The organism is Ottowia thiooxydans DSM 14619 (assembly GCF_000422885.1).
Classification (GTDB): Bacteria; Pseudomonadota; Gammaproteobacteria; order Burkholderiales; family Burkholderiaceae_C; genus Ottowia; species Ottowia thiooxydans.
In genome coordinates, this window is record NZ_AUGX01000008.1 from 71229 (window position 1) to 85830 (window position 14602).

Annotated in this window: 14 protein-coding genes; 6 read left to right on the top strand and 8 right to left on the bottom strand. The window is 60.2% G+C overall.

Annotation, left to right across the window (positions count from 1 at the left end; genetic code table 11):
• Positions 1-78 precede the first annotated feature (78 nt).
• The 4 genes from G518_RS0104040 (at position 79) to G518_RS0104055 (ending at position 4189) form a co-directional block, all read left to right on the top strand.
• Positions 79-558 carry a winged helix-turn-helix transcriptional regulator gene (locus tag G518_RS0104040; RefSeq protein ID WP_036593554.1) on the top strand — a complete coding sequence of 160 codons (480 nt, stop codon included), beginning with the start codon at positions 79-81 and terminating at the stop codon, positions 556-558.
• A 70-nt stretch (positions 559-628) separates the two neighbouring features.
• Positions 629-2008 carry an AmpG family muropeptide MFS transporter gene (locus G518_RS33795; protein WP_051235998.1) on the top strand — a complete coding sequence of 460 codons (1380 nt, stop codon included), beginning with the start codon at positions 629-631 and terminating at the stop codon, positions 2006-2008.
• Between the two features lie 105 nt (positions 2009-2113).
• Positions 2114-2821 carry a response regulator gene (locus G518_RS0104050; RefSeq protein WP_028601438.1) on the top strand — a complete coding sequence of 236 codons (708 nt, stop codon included), beginning with the start codon at positions 2114-2116 and terminating at the stop codon, positions 2819-2821.
• A 93-nt stretch (positions 2822-2914) separates the two neighbouring features.
• A complete protein-coding gene (locus G518_RS0104055; RefSeq protein WP_028601439.1) occupies positions 2915-4189 on the top strand; it encodes a sensor histidine kinase in 1275 nt (424 codons plus the stop codon).
• 147 nt (positions 4190-4336) lie between these two features.
• On the opposite strand, the gene G518_RS0104060 is transcribed toward G518_RS0104055, so the two are convergent.
• The 8 genes from G518_RS0104060 to proV all read right to left on the bottom strand — a co-directional run bounded on the left by G518_RS0104060 (position 4337) and on the right by proV (position 12470).
• Positions 4337-5434: a glycosyltransferase gene (locus tag G518_RS0104060; RefSeq protein ID WP_028601440.1), complete on the bottom strand. Its 1098-nt coding sequence runs from the start codon at positions 5432-5434 to the stop codon at positions 4337-4339.
• A 64-nt stretch (positions 5435-5498) separates the two neighbouring features.
• Positions 5499-6779 (bottom strand): O-antigen ligase family protein, encoded by a 1281-nt coding sequence (locus tag G518_RS0104065; RefSeq protein WP_156909272.1) that lies wholly within the window; start codon positions 6777-6779, stop codon positions 5499-5501.
• A 50-nt stretch (positions 6780-6829) separates the two neighbouring features.
• Positions 6830-7036 carry a zinc-finger domain-containing protein gene (locus G518_RS0104070; protein ID WP_028601442.1) on the bottom strand — a complete coding sequence of 69 codons (207 nt, stop codon included), beginning with the start codon at positions 7034-7036 and terminating at the stop codon, positions 6830-6832.
• Between the two features lie 13 nt (positions 7037-7049).
• Positions 7050-7988, bottom strand: coding sequence for a branched-chain amino acid transaminase (locus tag G518_RS0104075; RefSeq protein WP_028601443.1), 939 nt, complete (start codon positions 7986-7988; stop codon positions 7050-7052).
• A 349-nt stretch (positions 7989-8337) separates the two neighbouring features.
• A complete protein-coding gene (locus tag G518_RS0104080) occupies positions 8338-8775 on the bottom strand; it encodes a hypothetical protein (protein ID WP_028601444.1) in 438 nt (145 codons plus the stop codon).
• 82 nt (positions 8776-8857) lie between these two features.
• Entirely contained in the window at positions 8858-9901 is a 1044-nt protein-coding gene (proX, locus tag G518_RS0104085) for a glycine betaine/L-proline ABC transporter substrate-binding protein ProX (RefSeq protein WP_028601445.1), read from the bottom strand.
• Between the two features lie 24 nt (positions 9902-9925).
• Positions 9926-11188, bottom strand: a complete 1263-nt coding sequence (gene proW, locus G518_RS33800) for a glycine betaine/L-proline ABC transporter permease ProW (protein WP_051236000.1) — start codon at positions 11186-11188, stop codon at positions 9926-9928.
• A 16-nt stretch (positions 11189-11204) separates the two neighbouring features.
• Complete coding sequence (gene proV / locus G518_RS0104095) at positions 11205-12470, bottom strand: glycine betaine/L-proline ABC transporter ATP-binding protein ProV (RefSeq protein WP_028601446.1); 1266 nt, start codon at positions 12468-12470, stop codon at positions 11205-11207.
• Between the two features lie 487 nt (positions 12471-12957).
• Here proV and G518_RS0104100 point away from each other — a divergent pair, with 487 nt between their 5' ends.
• Together G518_RS0104100 and G518_RS0104105 are read left to right on the top strand one after the other, a co-directional pair.
• The gene (locus G518_RS0104100) at positions 12958-13407 is read left to right on the top strand and encodes a Zn-ribbon domain-containing OB-fold protein (RefSeq protein ID WP_245597896.1); all 450 of its coding nucleotides are present in this window, start codon (positions 12958-12960) and stop codon (positions 13405-13407) included.
• Positions 13404-14549 (top strand): thiolase, encoded by a 1146-nt coding sequence (locus G518_RS0104105; protein ID WP_028601448.1) that lies wholly within the window; start codon positions 13404-13406, stop codon positions 14547-14549. The genes G518_RS0104100 and G518_RS0104105 overlap by 4 nt, the downstream gene beginning before the upstream one ends.
• Positions 14550-14602: the final 53 nt, after the last annotated feature.

Here is a 14602-nt window from a genome sequence, read left to right on the forward strand (position 1 = left end):
AGAAAAAATCACTGATCTTGTTGATGATTTGTGGGTTTAGGATGAGAATTCACCAGGATTTATAAATTTCACAGTGAAATGCACTTTATCGACCGAATTGACAGAAAAATCCTCCACGAAATGCAACGGGAGGGCCGCATCTCCATGACCGAACTCGCTGAACGAGTGGGGTTGTCCACCTCGCCATGCACTGAGCGTGTGCGGCGCATGGAGCGCGAAGGCGTGATCAAGGGCTATCACGCGCGGGTGGATCCTGAAGCCCTGGGAAGAGGTTTGCTGGTGTTTGTGGAGCTGACGCTCTCATCCAAGTCCGCAGAGGTTTTCGAGCAGGTGCGGCGGGAGCTCCTGCACGAACCGCGTGTGCTGGAATGCCACCTCGTATCAGGCACGTTCGATTACCTGATCAAGGCCAGGCTCTCTGCCATGCGCGAATACCGGGATCTTCTGGGGCAAATCCTGCGCAAGGTGCCCGTGCCGGCACAAAGCAATAGCTACGTAGTGATGGAAGAAATCAAGGAGGGCCTGCTGATGCCCGTCGAACCCGTCGTGACACCGTGAATAATAGAGCGGATGAATAGAGAACTTTCCCTTCACGCTCCTTGCGATCCAACTGCTGCGGGAGTAGCCCTTGTCTGAGGAGGCGCTAGGCGCCGCCGTGCCTGCGCGCAAGCCCTCCTGGCTTGAAAGCCTGAAGATCTATTTGCAGCCGGCCAGCCTGCGCATGCTGGCGCTGGGCTTTTCTGCCGGTTTGCCCTTGATGTTGGTTCTCGGAACGCTGTCGTTTCGGTTGCGCGAGGCTGGCATCGACCGCAGCACCATTGGTCACCTGAGCTGGGTGGGCCTTGCGTACGGCTTTAAATGGGTTTGGGCACCGCTGGTGGATAGGGTGCCGTTGCCGGGTCTTACGGCCTGGATGGGTCGTCGGCGAAGTTGGCTGCTGCTGGCTCAGTGCGGCGTGGCAGCGGGCTTGGTGGGGGTGGCTCTGGCAGACCCCAGTGTTTCGCTCATGACGGTGGTGTGGTGTTCACTGGCAGTCGCGTTTGCCTCAGCCACGCAAGATATTGCGCTGGACGCCTATCGTATTGAATCAGCCCCTGCGGATCAGCAGCCAGCTCTGGCCGCCAGCTACCAGACAGGTTACCGGTTAGCCATGATCTGGGCGGGTGCCGGCGTGCTGTGGCTTGCTGCGCGGGCAGAAGGCGGTGCTGGTGGTTACGACAATGCGGCGTGGCAGGTCGCCTACCTGATCATGGCGGCGTCCATGGTGATCGGCGTGCTCACCGTGCTGTTCTCACCTGAGCCGGTGAACGTTCCGTTGAAAGCGGCGCGCAGTGCGCAGGAGTGGGTTCGCACGGCCCTCGTCGATCCTTTTGCGGATTTCTTTCGTCGCTACAAGTGGCAAGCGGCGCTTATCCTTGCCCTGATCGCTGTTTATCGCATCAGCGATGTGGTGATGGGCATCATGGCCAATCCTTTCTATGTGGACATGGGCTACACCAAGGATGAGGTGGCGGCCGTGACCAAGATTTATGGCGTCATCATGACGCTGGTGGGGGCCTTCGTAGGCGGCAGCCTGGCACTGCGCTTTGGTGTCATGCGCATCTTGATGCTCGGCGCTGTGCTCAGCGCGGGCAGTAATCTGCTGTTCGCATGGCTTGCGGGGTACGGCCACAGTGTTCCCGCACTGATCGCCGTGATCTCCATGGACAACCTTGCGTCCGGCATTGCTTCAGCGGCCTTCGTAGGTTATTTGTCCAGCCTCACCAACATCAGCTATTCGGCCACGCAATATGCGCTCTTTTCTTCGTTGATGCTGATGTTGCCGAAGTTCGTGGCTGGCTTTTCAGGGGACTACGTCAATGCCTTTGGATACAGTACGTTTTTTACGAGTACTGCGTTGCTAGGCTTGCCGGTTCTCGTGCTCGTGGCTCTGGCCATACGGGCTCAGCGACGCAACCCTGATCCCGGCAGCAAGCCGGACAACCAAAGCATCGCCCCGCTGACATAGGGAATCCAGCTGCATCGAAAGGGTGCGGATTTACCTATCTTTACGTCACCGACAAGAGTCACTCGTTCAATGCCGGCAATATGGCCTTGAAGGATTAAGGAACGCATGAGTACACACCACCTGTTGATGATTGAGGACGACACCCGCCTGGCGGGCATGGTGAGCGAGTATTTGTCTCAGTCTGGCTTTTCTGTGACGCACATGGTGGATGGCGAGTCTGGCCTCGCCTCGCTACGGGACAAGCCCGCAGATCTGGTCATTCTCGATCTGATGTTGCCGGACATTGATGGCCTGGAGGTTTGCCGCCGAATTCGAGCGCTCTCCGGCGATATGGCGCGCGTTCCGGTGTTGATGCTCACCGCCAAGGGCGATCCCATGGACCGCATCATTGGCCTGGAGTTGGGTGCTGATGACTATCTGCCCAAGCCTTTTGAGCCGCGGGAACTGCTTGCCCGCATTCGGGCGGTGCTGCGCCGCCATCAGACAGGCTCCGTCCCGGAACACAAGCTGATGCGCTTTGGCATCCTGGAAATTGACCGCGATGCTCGCGTCGTGACAGTGGGGGGGCAGGCCGCCGATTTGACCAGCTATCAATTCGATTTGCTGGTGGCGCTCGCGGAACGCGCTGGTCGCGTTTTGACGCGCGATCAAATCATGGAAGCGGTGCGCGGGCGCGAGCTGGAAGCATTTGACCGATCCATTGACGTGCATATGGGCCGCATACGTGCAGCCATTGAGCAGGATGTGAAAAATCCCAAACGCATCTTGACCGTGCGAGGGGTGGGCTATGTGTTTGCCAAGCAGCAAGCCTGACCTTTCCTTTCGGTATGGAGCCACGCGCAAGCCTGCTGAAATAGACACAACGCGACACCAGATGGATAGTCAACACGTTCTGAGCACCGTTCCATGAGTTGGACTTCTCCCATCGCCCGCAAACTCTACCTGCGCATATGGCTGGCCGTAGTGGGTAGCGTGGCGGTCTTGAGCCTATTGGTGGGCTGGGCCTGGCATGCTGCCGAACAGGAGCGCGAGCGAGACCGTCAGCCCCCGGCTCCCCGTGAAGTGTACGTACGCAATGCCGCTGGAGAGTTGATTGGAAGAGCTGATGTGCCACCCCGGCGAGGACCGCCAGGCCAGGGCTTGGATTTTTCAGTGACCTTAAACGACGGCCAGCAACTGAACCTGCATCTCGGGCCACGCCCTTGGGGCGCAGGCGGACCGGGCGGTAAACGACGAGAAGACCCGCCTTTGGCGTGGCTGCGTCCCCCCTACGGTTTCATGTGGACGCTGGCGCTCGCCGGATTAGTGGTGATGCTGGGCGTGTTCCCGGTGGCTCGGAGACTGACTCAGCGTCTGGAATCGCTACAGCGTGGTGTGCAACGCTGGGGGGAGGGCGATCTGTCCGTGCGATTGCCCACTGGCGGTCAAGACGAGGTGGCGGATTTATCACGCCATTTCAATGCCGCAGCCACACGCATCGAAGGATTGATGGATTCCCAGTCGGCGCTACTGCAATCGCAGAAATCCCTGTTGGCCAACGCATCGCATGAGCTGCGCTCGCCATTGGCGCGTATTCGTATGGCGATCGAGTTGATGGGGCCTCAGACCCCGCCGGCGGCAAGGGCAGAGATCTCGCGCAACATCATCGAGCTGGATCAATTGATCGATGAAATTCTGCTGGCTAGCCGGCTCGATGCGAATCAGGCAGACATGGGCACGGTGGAGCCCATTGACCTCATCGGCCTGTTGGCCGAGGAGTGTGCCCGCGTGGATGCCACGATGGATCTGGCACCCGATACGCCGGAGGTCACCGTGCCCGGTGTCGCCAAGTTGCTCCGCCGCGCGGTGCGCAATTTGCTAGAAAACGCCTGCCGCCACGGCAATCGTGTGGGCGGTTCGGGTGAAGTCAGTGCGGAGTTGAGCCTGGAGGGCGGGCAAGCCGTATTGCGTGTGAATGACCGGGGTCCAGGTGTACCGCCTGCGCAGCGTGAGCGGATTTTTGATCCCTTTTATCGTCTGCCCGGTGCCAGCGAGCGCGACGGCGGTGTGGGTCTGGGGCTTTCGCTGGTCCGCTCCATTGCGCTGCGCCATGGTGGCTCGGTGGCATGCGCTGACCGCGAGGGCGGCGGAGCATGCTTTGAGTTGCGGCTGCCGGCTTCAAAAGAAGGCTTTTCTGCATAAACGGGTGGCCTTCCTTTCACTCACCCGCTTTTCTCACACGCCCTGTTAGTGGCTCAGCGCTTAAAGATCGAGCGATCCTCTGATGCCGAATGGTGTTCAAGTAACCGTTCGGGCTTTTATCGCGGAAACAAGTTGGTGTGTACTTACTCAGCGATTCTGAAGAAACAGGTCCAGGTACTGCTGGCGCATGCGCCGGCGATCGAACACTGCGTGTACATGAGATCGGCCAGCCTCAGCCACGCGAGAGGCGGTTTCGGGGTCGCCAAGCAGGCGCGTGAGTGTTTGCGCCAACGCTTGCGCATCTTCGTGTGGCACCAAAAACCCGGTTTCGCCGTGGGTCAGGACCTCCTGAACACCCTCCACGTCGGTACCGATTCCGCAGCAGCCAGAGGCCATGCCTTCAATCAGCCCCAATCCCAGACCTTCGTAATGGGTGGACAGGACGCAGAGCTTCACGCGGCCGAGCAATTCAGGAAGATTGCTCACATGGCCCATGAAACGCACCTGTTGATCCACACCTAACTTGCGGGCCAGGGCTTCAGCGCGCTGACGCCAACTGGATTTTCCTTCGCCCGCCAGATAGACGGTGGGGCGCAGCCCCTGCTCTGCCATGAGGGCCGCGGCGCGAATAAGCGTGAAATGGTCTTTTTGGCCTGCGAATCGTGCGGGCATGACGATGGCGTCTTCGCGCTCGTTCCAGGGTCGCCCTTGTGTCCAGCGTGAGAGCTCGATGCCGTTCAGGACCACGGTGCAGCGGTCGGCGGGGTGGCCGAGACGAACCAAGGCATCGCGCACTGCTTGAGAGACGCCGATGATCCGCTCCGTGCGCTGGGCCAGCCACAGAGATTTTCTGAGACGCCAGAACCCATAGCGTTCCCGGACGTTGTGTTCGACGTGGATCAACCGGGGAACGCCTGCAGCCAGTCCTGCGTAGCGGCCCCAAAGGTGTTCGCTGAAACCGTGCGCCACCAGTACATCGGGTTTCCATTCGCGACAGATGCGCTTCAAGGCCATGATGGTGACGGTATGAGACCAACGAGGCACCACCTCCACTTGCAGGCCTTGCGCGCGCAAGGCCTGCACACGAGGTGTGGGATCAACAGAGGCACGGCGCCTGAGTACGAGCAGGGTTTCCTGGCCCGGCTGTTGCCCACACAAATCGATCGCTACCTGCGTGGCCCCCGAAAACCCACCGGAGACAAAGTGCAGCACGCGTAACGGGCGGGTGTCTTGTGAAGTCGCCATGGCAAGTCCTTGAATGTCTTATCTCCCCCGAGAGGCTGAAACCCTGGGCCGGGGGTGGGAGGTGTCACGGTTTGGCGGCCGGACGCTGCAAGCAGGCTAGCCACAACGTCACCGGAAGCAGGTACATCATGTTGCCGTTATTGTGGGCAAACATCACCTGCGTGAGGCCGAAACCGAGAAAACCGAGCACCGTCATCAAGCCACACGCTGCATTGGCGCGACGCTCATCGGCATCAGGGCTCCCCGGTGCTCCCAGGTTTTGCGCATCTTCCGGTTGGCGACGCAGGCCTCGCACGAAAATCACTGCGGGCACGGCGAAGAAAAGCGCCAACCCGGCAACGCCGAGTAACCCGCGCTTGGCGAACATATCAAGCCACTCGTTGTGCGCATGGTTGAATTCCAGCGCCGCCTCTGGCATTTCGCCTCGCTCTACTGCTTCGCGTTGCAGCGCTTCGTAACCGACCTGGCCGGCGCCTACCCAGGGGTTTGATTGGCCTACATCCAACGCCAGTTTCCAGAACGAGCGGCGCAGCCCGACCGAGGTGTTTTCCGCTTGCTGTTCATGCGCCTGCCATTCATCGATAGCGATGCTGACTCTCTGCTGCACCGGGGGCAAAGCTAGCAGAGCCAAGCATGCCGCCAACGTCAGGGCAGCCGCGCGCAAGGCATGCGACAAGGATTTTCCGGCAGACGGTGGTGGCGCTTTCAACCAGAAAATCAGCAACATGAGTGCAGGAAGCGTCAGCCAACCGCCTCTGCTTCCAGAGGTCACGCTGGCCACCATGCCCAGCAGCACCGCGAGCCAGCCGATGGCTTTCTGCCAGCGAACGGGGGCACGTAGTGCACGCACGCCGCTCCAGGCGGCCAGAAGCAAGGCCAAATTGCCGAACTGAATGGCGTTGGTATATCCGGCGGCCCGGTCCCATCCCAGGAAGCCGAGCTGCCATATGGCCGTCAGTCCAGCGCCACAGGCGCCTATCCAGCAGCCCCAATTCAAGGCCTTTTCAGAGGGGCGCCCCACCAGCAGCGCAGGCAGGGTAAGAAACACCAACAAATACTTGATGCTGCGATCAACCCCCAGCGAATGCGTGATGAGCTTGCCATCTACGACGATGTGCAAGCTCCAGAGCATGCCCATAAGGACGATCACCAGGGCCCAGGCCCGCATATCCCTGGGCCACGCGACGTGGCCACGGAGCACCGCAGGCCAGCGATACAGGCCGAGCAAGAGCAACAGAGCAGCTCCCCAGGAATAACCCGAGGGGATGGATAGCGAAAGTGCCAGCAGCAGAAAAACCGCGGCATCCAGGGCCTTCAGCTCCAGGGGCGCGCTTTTAAATGACAATTCAGCGGAAGGCGGTAGAGAGCTCGAGCGGTCGGAGACGGATGCCGTGCTCAATGGGCCGCGTGGAAAGAAGAGGGGTCTTTCAACCGGTAGACCGTGCCGCAATAAGGGCACTTGGCCTCACCGGAATGCGCGACATCCAGGTAAACACGCGGGTGCGTGTTCCACAGCTGCATGTCCGCTTTGGGGTTGGGACAGAAAGCGCCGCCCTCAGGCGTGATGTCCTGGGCGTTTAGCTCGATGATGTTCTGGCTCATGCGCTTGCTCCGTTTAGACTTTGCTGAGCCACTTGCCATACTTGGCATTGCGGCCGTTCACGATGTCGAAGAACGCGCTTTGGATCTTCTCAGTGAGCGGGCCACGCGAGCCGGTGCCGATTTCTATGCGGTCCAGTTCTCGAATAGGGGTGACTTCGGCTGCAGTGCCAGTGAAGAAGCATTCATCCGCGATATAAATTTCGTCGCGGGTAATGCGTTTTTGTATCAACTTGACACCCAGGTCTTCACAAATGTGAAGCACGGTGTTGCGGGTAATCCCATTCAGCGCGCCGGCGGACAGATCGGGTGTGTAGACCACGCTATCCTTGATCACGAATACGTTCTCCCCCGCGCCTTCGCTCACGAAGCCACTCGCATCGAGCAGCAGGGCTTCATCGTAGCCATCATCCAGGGCTTCCATGTTGGCAAGGATGGAGTTGCTGTAGTTGCTGACGGCCTTCGCCTGCGTCATGGTGATGTTGACGTGATGGCGCGTGTAGCTGCTGGTTTTGACGCGGATACCGCGTTTCATACCGTCTTCACCCAGGTAGGCGCCCCATGGCCAAGCCGCCACCATCAAGTGGACAGTGTTGCCGCGTGGGTTGACACCCAGTTTTTCCGAACCCAGCCACACCAACGGCCGTATGTAGCAGCTTTCCAGCTTGTTCTCGCGCACCACGGTTTTTTGCGCTTCGTTGATCTGCTCTTTGGTAAAGGGGATCTTCATGCGCAGGATCTTGGCGCTGTTGAACAGGCGGTCGGTGTGCTCTTCCAAGCGGAAAATCGCCGTGCCGTTCACCGTGTTGTAGGCGCGGACGCCTTCGAACGCGCCGCATCCATAGTGCAACGTGTGGGACAGCACGTGGATCTTGGCATCGCGCCAATCGATCAACTGGCCGTCCATCCAGATTTTGCCGTCGCGATCGTCCAGGTTGAGGGCAGGGGCGCTCATGGGGTATTCCTCAGCTCAAAATTGTTGGAGTGGCGGCATGGCCACCTTGTCCCGCGGATTTTAAGGCAAGGCCGAGTAAGGCCGAACGATGCGGCGCGCCCGGGATCGATGCGGGGAGGGGTCAGGGCCAGCTAGCCAAGGGATGCCGAGCCCAAAGGGTCTGGGCTGAGCCGTAGGCTAGGAGGCTGTCGGACTTGGAAATCGCCGGCGGCAAATGGGCCGCAGCGGTCCATTTTCCACGGTCTTTTTGACCCATAGCTAGGCTATGGGCCTGCAAATCCCGTGAAAACTGTCCTCGCTGGGGCCCATTTTCGCTATCGGCGCTCCAAGTCCGACAGCCTCCTAGAACTTATTCCGGTTTGCCTGATGCTTCGCCAGACTCTACGTTTTCCGCAGCTTGCGTGGGCCGCTCCAGCCGCCACCGGGCAAGGCGTCCGCCCTCAAATTCGCAAATGACCTGAGAGTCGCCGGGATCGCGCCAAAGGTAGACCTCAGGCTCGACGCCCTCGGCCGACAAGCGTTCGCCGAGCGAGCGAGTCATGCCGATCACATGCAGCAAGGGCAGTTTGGGCCTGAGTTTGACGTTGAACATCACGGCGCTGCCCACGTACCCAATGGGCTGATCCGCGGCGCGCTTCATGATGGTGATCAGGCGTGTGTAGTTCAACAAAAACCACAGAACCAGAGCGCTACCGACCAGGGCGATACCCGCCCAGCCACCGGCTCGCCAAGCACCGGCGCCGAGGGCAATAGCTGCTAAAAGAGTAAGAATGCGTTGCCAAGTCATGGGGTGATTGTCGCGTTTCTTTTGAAGTGCTCCAAGAACGGATGTTCCGGCAGCGCAAGTAAGGTCTTGACTGGGGGTTAGTTCAACGGTTTGCGGCGGCCCGCGCTTGCGCCAGCCAGTCGTCGAACAGCGATTGATGGGCCTTGATCCACCCTTCAGTGTGGCGTTCGAGATCGGCGCTGGAATTCTGGCCGTCGTTCATGGCGTTGTTTTGCGCCGTGACGTCTGCCACGGGCAGCCTCATGAGGGAAAAGAGTTTGGCGGCGTCAGGGTGAGCTTCGATGAAGGCTCGGCTGGCCAGGATGCGCTGGTTGTTGATGACCGAGCCGTAATTTCGTCCGTTGGGCAGCGTGGTGTCCTGCCCGGCTTGCTCGCCAGGCAAAGCTGAAAACGGCACTTGCAGCCACACCACATCTTTTCCTGGCACCAACACATTGCTGACCCAATAGGGTGTCCAGGTGTAGTAGAGAACAGGCTGGCCGGATTTATAGCGCGCAATGACATCCGCCATCAGCGCCGAATAGCTGCCCTGCTGGTGTTGTACGGTATCGCGCAGCTTGTAGGCCGAGAGGTGCGTCTCGATCATGGTCTCGCAGCCCCAGCCTGGCGGGCATCCGGTGAGGTTGGCGCGACCATCGCCGTCGGTGTCGAACAGTTTGGCGATGGCCCGGTCGGCCAACTGGGACATGTTCGTGATCTTGTGTTCGTCGGCGGTTTTCTTGTCGACCAGATAACCTTGAATGTTGTCCGCCACATAGGTGTTGTCACGCCATAGCTTGGCGTCTCCGCCGGAATTCTTGTAGAAATCGTTGTGCATGGGATCCCAGTGGTCTGCCATGAAGGTGGCGTCGCCATTGGCAATGGCCAGGTGGGCGGTGGGGTATTCGACTTCACGAATGGGCTGCACTTCATAACCGAGCTTTTCCAACGCTTTCATGACCAGCAAGGTCTGGAAAGTTTCCTCGGCGATAGAGCTTTTAAGCGGCTGCACGCGCACGCCTTTGCCAGGCAGTTGGAGATCGGTTGCAGCGAAAGCCGCAGGAGCCCATGTCAGCAGACTGGCCGAAACCAGGGCCACACCAGCGCGGCGCAGGAAGGAGAAGGGGCTGGAGAGAGCAAGGGTCACCTGGAGTTCCTCAAATTGTTTGGACTAAGCAGAATGCGCAGTAGCCGTGCCGGATAAGCCGGTAGGTACGCTAGGGGCGGCAGGTGCAGCGGGTCGACTGGCAAGGCGGCGCAGCAAGCCGATCGGTCCGCGTTGATGCCACGGCTGTCCGTGGCGGCGAGGCTGGCTGAGGGCTTGAGTCAGCCGGTCCAGCACGATCGCCAGGAGCACGATCCCCAGACCACCCACCGTGGCCAAGCCCATATCGAGCCGGCCAATGCCACGCAATACCATCAGGCCCAGCCCGCCTACCGCGATCATCGAGGCGATCACCACCATCGACAGACTCAGCATCAAAGACTGGTTGATGCCGGCCATGATGGAGGGCATGGCCAGAGGAATCTGCACGCGGGCGAGGAGCTGCCAGGGCGACGCGCCATAGGCCTGCGCCGCTTCCACCAGATCAGGCCGCACCTGTCTAATTCCCAGGTTGGTGAGGCGAACCAGCGGCGCAAGCGCAAAGATGATGGTGACGATCACGCCCGGCACGTTGCCTATGCCAAACAACATGACCACGGGTACCAGGTACACGAAGGCCGGCGTGGTCTGCATGGCATCCAGCAGGGGGCGCATCAGGCGGTTAGCGCGTTCGGAGCTGGCCAACCATATTCCCAGGGGCAATCCAATCAGCACGCAGAAGAAAAGCGCGGTCAGTACAAGGGACAGTGTGACCATGGCCTCAGACCAGATACCCAGAAGGCCGATGACTGTGAGCGAAATCAACGCCCCAACGGCCATGCGGGCACCTGCCAACTGCCAGGCCAACAGCGAAAGAAGGCCGATCATCACCAGGGTGGGCGGATACTGCAGCGCGGCCTCAACTCCTCCCAGCAGCGCATCGACTGGTTGGCGCAACGCCTGGAAAGCCGGTCGGAAGTGGTCAACGAACCAGTGCAAGCCTTGGTTGATCCAGTCTTGCACAGGCAGTGCGCCATCGAGCCAATCGGCTATGGAAGCTGTGGTGTCTGCTCCTTGCTGAGCGGCGGCGTGGCTTGCAGCGGTCAGGCTGTCGCCCCCAAACCCGCTCATCTGCCCTGTCAGGTCCTGCGTGACCGCTTGTGGGCCGTTTAACCACTCGGGAGAAGCGTTGGCAGGAGCGGCTTGATAGGGATCTTGGAATGCGTCGGGCGAGGCACTCATTTCGGGTGGGCTGGCGCTGGCCTGAGGGCCTTGCAACCAGTGAGGGCCCGCTTCAGCGGGTGCCGCCTGATAAGGATCCACAAAGGTGGTGTTGTCAGATGTGTTCATACGGTGCTTTCTGTGCTCAGGCAGCCGCAGCTGAAGCCCCAGCTGACGGTGCGGTTGTGGCTTGCGGCAGTGGGTTGCCTTCTGTGTCGGTATTTGGATCCAGGAAGGTCAGCAACCGGTTCTTGCTGATGGTGCCGACGAAACTGCCGTCGGCACCCACTACGGGCAGTGGTGCTGGCTGAGACACCATGTGGCCGTACAAATCCACAATGGGTGTGTCGGCGGCAATGGGTTGCACCGCGTCGACGAAGGCGTTCTTCAGACCCAGGGGGCCTTCGTGTTCTTGCAGCGCGGTGCGCAGTGAATCGGCGGATACCGCGCCGAGGTAGCGGTGCTTGGTGTCTACGACGTAAGCCCACTCGCGGTCATGATCCTGCAGGCGCTTCAGGGCGGGCCGGCAACCGCGTGTGGGGCTCTCTGAAATCTCTACTTGCGTCTTGCGGGCAATATCTCCGGCCTTGAATACGGCGGCGGCATCCACGCCGCGCACGAACTGGCGCACGTAGTCGTTGGCCGGGCGGCGCAGGATGTCTTCCGGGGTGCCCACTTGCACCACCTGTCCGTCCTTCATGATGGCGATGTGATCGCCAATGCGCATGGCCTCGTCCAGATCGTGCGAGATGAAGACGATGGTGCGGCGCTTGTCTTGCTGAAGCCGAAGTAACTCGCCTTGCATCTCGAAGCGGATGATGGGATCGAGCGCAGAGAAGGCTTCGTCCATCAGCAAGATGGATGGGTCAGCCGCCAGCGCCCGAGCCAAACCCACGCGCTGTTGCATGCCGCCGGATAACTCGTCTGGGTAGCTGCCTGCCCACACCGCCAGTCCCACCTGATCCAGTGCCGCACGGGCGGCGGTCTCTCGCTCTGTACGCGGCACGCCCGCCAGCTCCAAGCCGAAGGCAGTGTTCTCCAATACGGTGAGATGCGGCAGCAGCGCGAACGACTGAAACACCATGCTGATGTGCCGACGGCGGAAATCGCGCAGCTGCTTGTCGGTGTACTGTGCGATGTCTTCCCCATCCACCACGATACGGCCGGCGGTAGGCTCAATCAGGCGGTTGAACATGCGAACCAGGGTCGATTTCCCGGAGCCGGACAAACCCATGATGACGAAAATTTCACCTGCCTCTATGGTGAAGCTGGCGTCGAACACGCCTATCGATTGACCGGTCTGCTGAACGATCTCCTGTTTGCTCAATCCCTGGCTTGCCAATGTCAAGGCGCGCTCAGGCGTATCGCCAAAGACCTTGAACAGGTGCTCGATCTGGATTTGCTTGGCCACGATGATTTCCTCCGGTGTTAGGACAACCGAGGAGGCTGGAGCTGCGAGCCGAAACGACGCCAACGACGCCGACAACGACAGGCGAGCGCAAAGCCGAGCCTGGTTGTGGGTTGTGGAGAGTTCGCTGGCCTGTGCCCTCGAGACGAGGGAGCCAGTGCTGTGGGAAGTGGTGCACCGCCCGTGGCACAGCGGTCATGGGCGGCCTGAAGACCGCAAGTGCAGACCACTGCGAACAAACTTGGCGAACCGAAATGGTGTCGCCAAGTATCGAAAAGAAAGCATTATATCAAAATTAATATGAAGACTTTGAAAAATGCCTTTCACGGGAATGAAGGGCGGACTAATGCTCTTTAGGAAGTCCTACGTTTGTGATCGCTTTCCGTCCCTTCACAGCGGTGCACGTGTGAGTGGTTTGCATTTCCCCATGATTTCTGCCATTCATTAATCGCATACCTCATCTCGCAAGCGGAAGGGCAGGATGCCTCGTGTGGACAAGACACTTGAGCGTGAAAAATCAACGCGCCATTTCCAGGCGGCCACCATGTCTCTCTCCTCCCCTGTGTCCGAGTCGCCCCTGGCGATTTACCACCGCCATTTGCGAGCCGGACAACTCGCCTACCAGTTCAGCCCATCGGCGGGCCGAGCGGTCTTTTTCCCGAGGCTTGTCTGCCCCTATAGCGGCAGCAGCGAATTGGAATGGCGAGTGAGCGAAGGCCGGGGAACGGTGCATGCCACCACGGTCGTGTACCCCCGCGAAGGCCATCCGTACAACGTGGCCCTGATCGATCTTGACGAGGGGTTTCGGATGATGTCGCGGGTAGAGGGCTTGGCGCCACTGGAGGTGCGCATAGGCCAGCGCGTGCAGGTGCGCGTGGTGGAGCAAGCCGGCGAAGAAGCGCCGCTGCCCGTGTTTGACCTGGCAGGAGATGCGTCATGAAGCGCGGCAGCTGTGCCATCGTCGGGGTGGCCGAATCCGATCTGGGCGAAGTAGCCCAGGGAATGTCCCCGCTGGACCTGATGGCCCAGGGGATTCATCGAGCATTGGATGACTGTGGGTTGAATCTGCGCGATGTCGACGGGCTGTTCGGCGCTGCGACCCAAAGCCGGATGGTGACCCTGGCTTTGCGCGAATACCTGGGCATCGATCCGCGCCATGGTGATTCGACCTATCTGGGCGGCTCGTCATTCATGACGCACGTGGCTCATGCTCAAGCGGCCATTGAGGCGGGGCTTTGTGAGGTGGCGGTGGTGACCTATGGCAGTACGCAGCGCACGGAAGGCCGCACCGCAACCCGGGGGCGTGACATCAATCCCTATGAAACGCCATTTCGCCCCTTTCTGCCGTCCACTGCTTATGCGCTGGCGGCATCCCGCCACATGCATGAATTCGGCACCACCCGAGAGCAGCTTGCGGAGATCGCGGTGGCAGCGCGCAAGTGGGCTCAGCTCAACCCTGCGGCGTGGGAGAAGAAGGATCTGACGATCGAGCAGGTGCTGAGTTCGCGCATGGTCAGCTACCCGCTGACCGTACGGGACTGCTGCCTGGTGACCGACGGCGGGGGCGCTCTGGTGATGACTTCGGCCGAGCGTGCGCGTGATCTGCGCAAGCAACCGGCTTATGTGCTGGGGTGCGGCGAATCGGCGAGCCACACATCCATCTCCAACATGGCAGACCTTACTCGTACGGCAGCGCGGGATTCTGGCGCGCGCGCATACGCCATGGCCGGGCTGGGGCCGAAAGATATCGACGTGCGAGAGGTCTATGACGCCTTCACGCTGACCACCTTGCTGTTTCTGGAGGATCTGGGCTTTTGTCCTAAAGGCGAGGGCGGGGCGTTTGTCTCGGACGGCAAGCTTCGTCCGGGTGGCGCGCTTCCTACCAATACCAATGGGGGCGGGCTCTCTTACTGTCACCCTGGCATGTACGGCTTGTTCCTGCTGATAGAGGCGGTGCGGCAGGTGCGAGGCGAATGTGGCCAGCGTCAGGTGGCAGATTGCAATGTGGCTCTGGCCCATGGCAATGGCGGCGTCCTGTCGAGCCAGAGCACGGTGATCCTCGGAAACGCGAGCACTGTTTAAGCGCGAAGTGCGCGCTTGGCCAGGGTTTATTCATTGAGAGCATCTGAGAGATA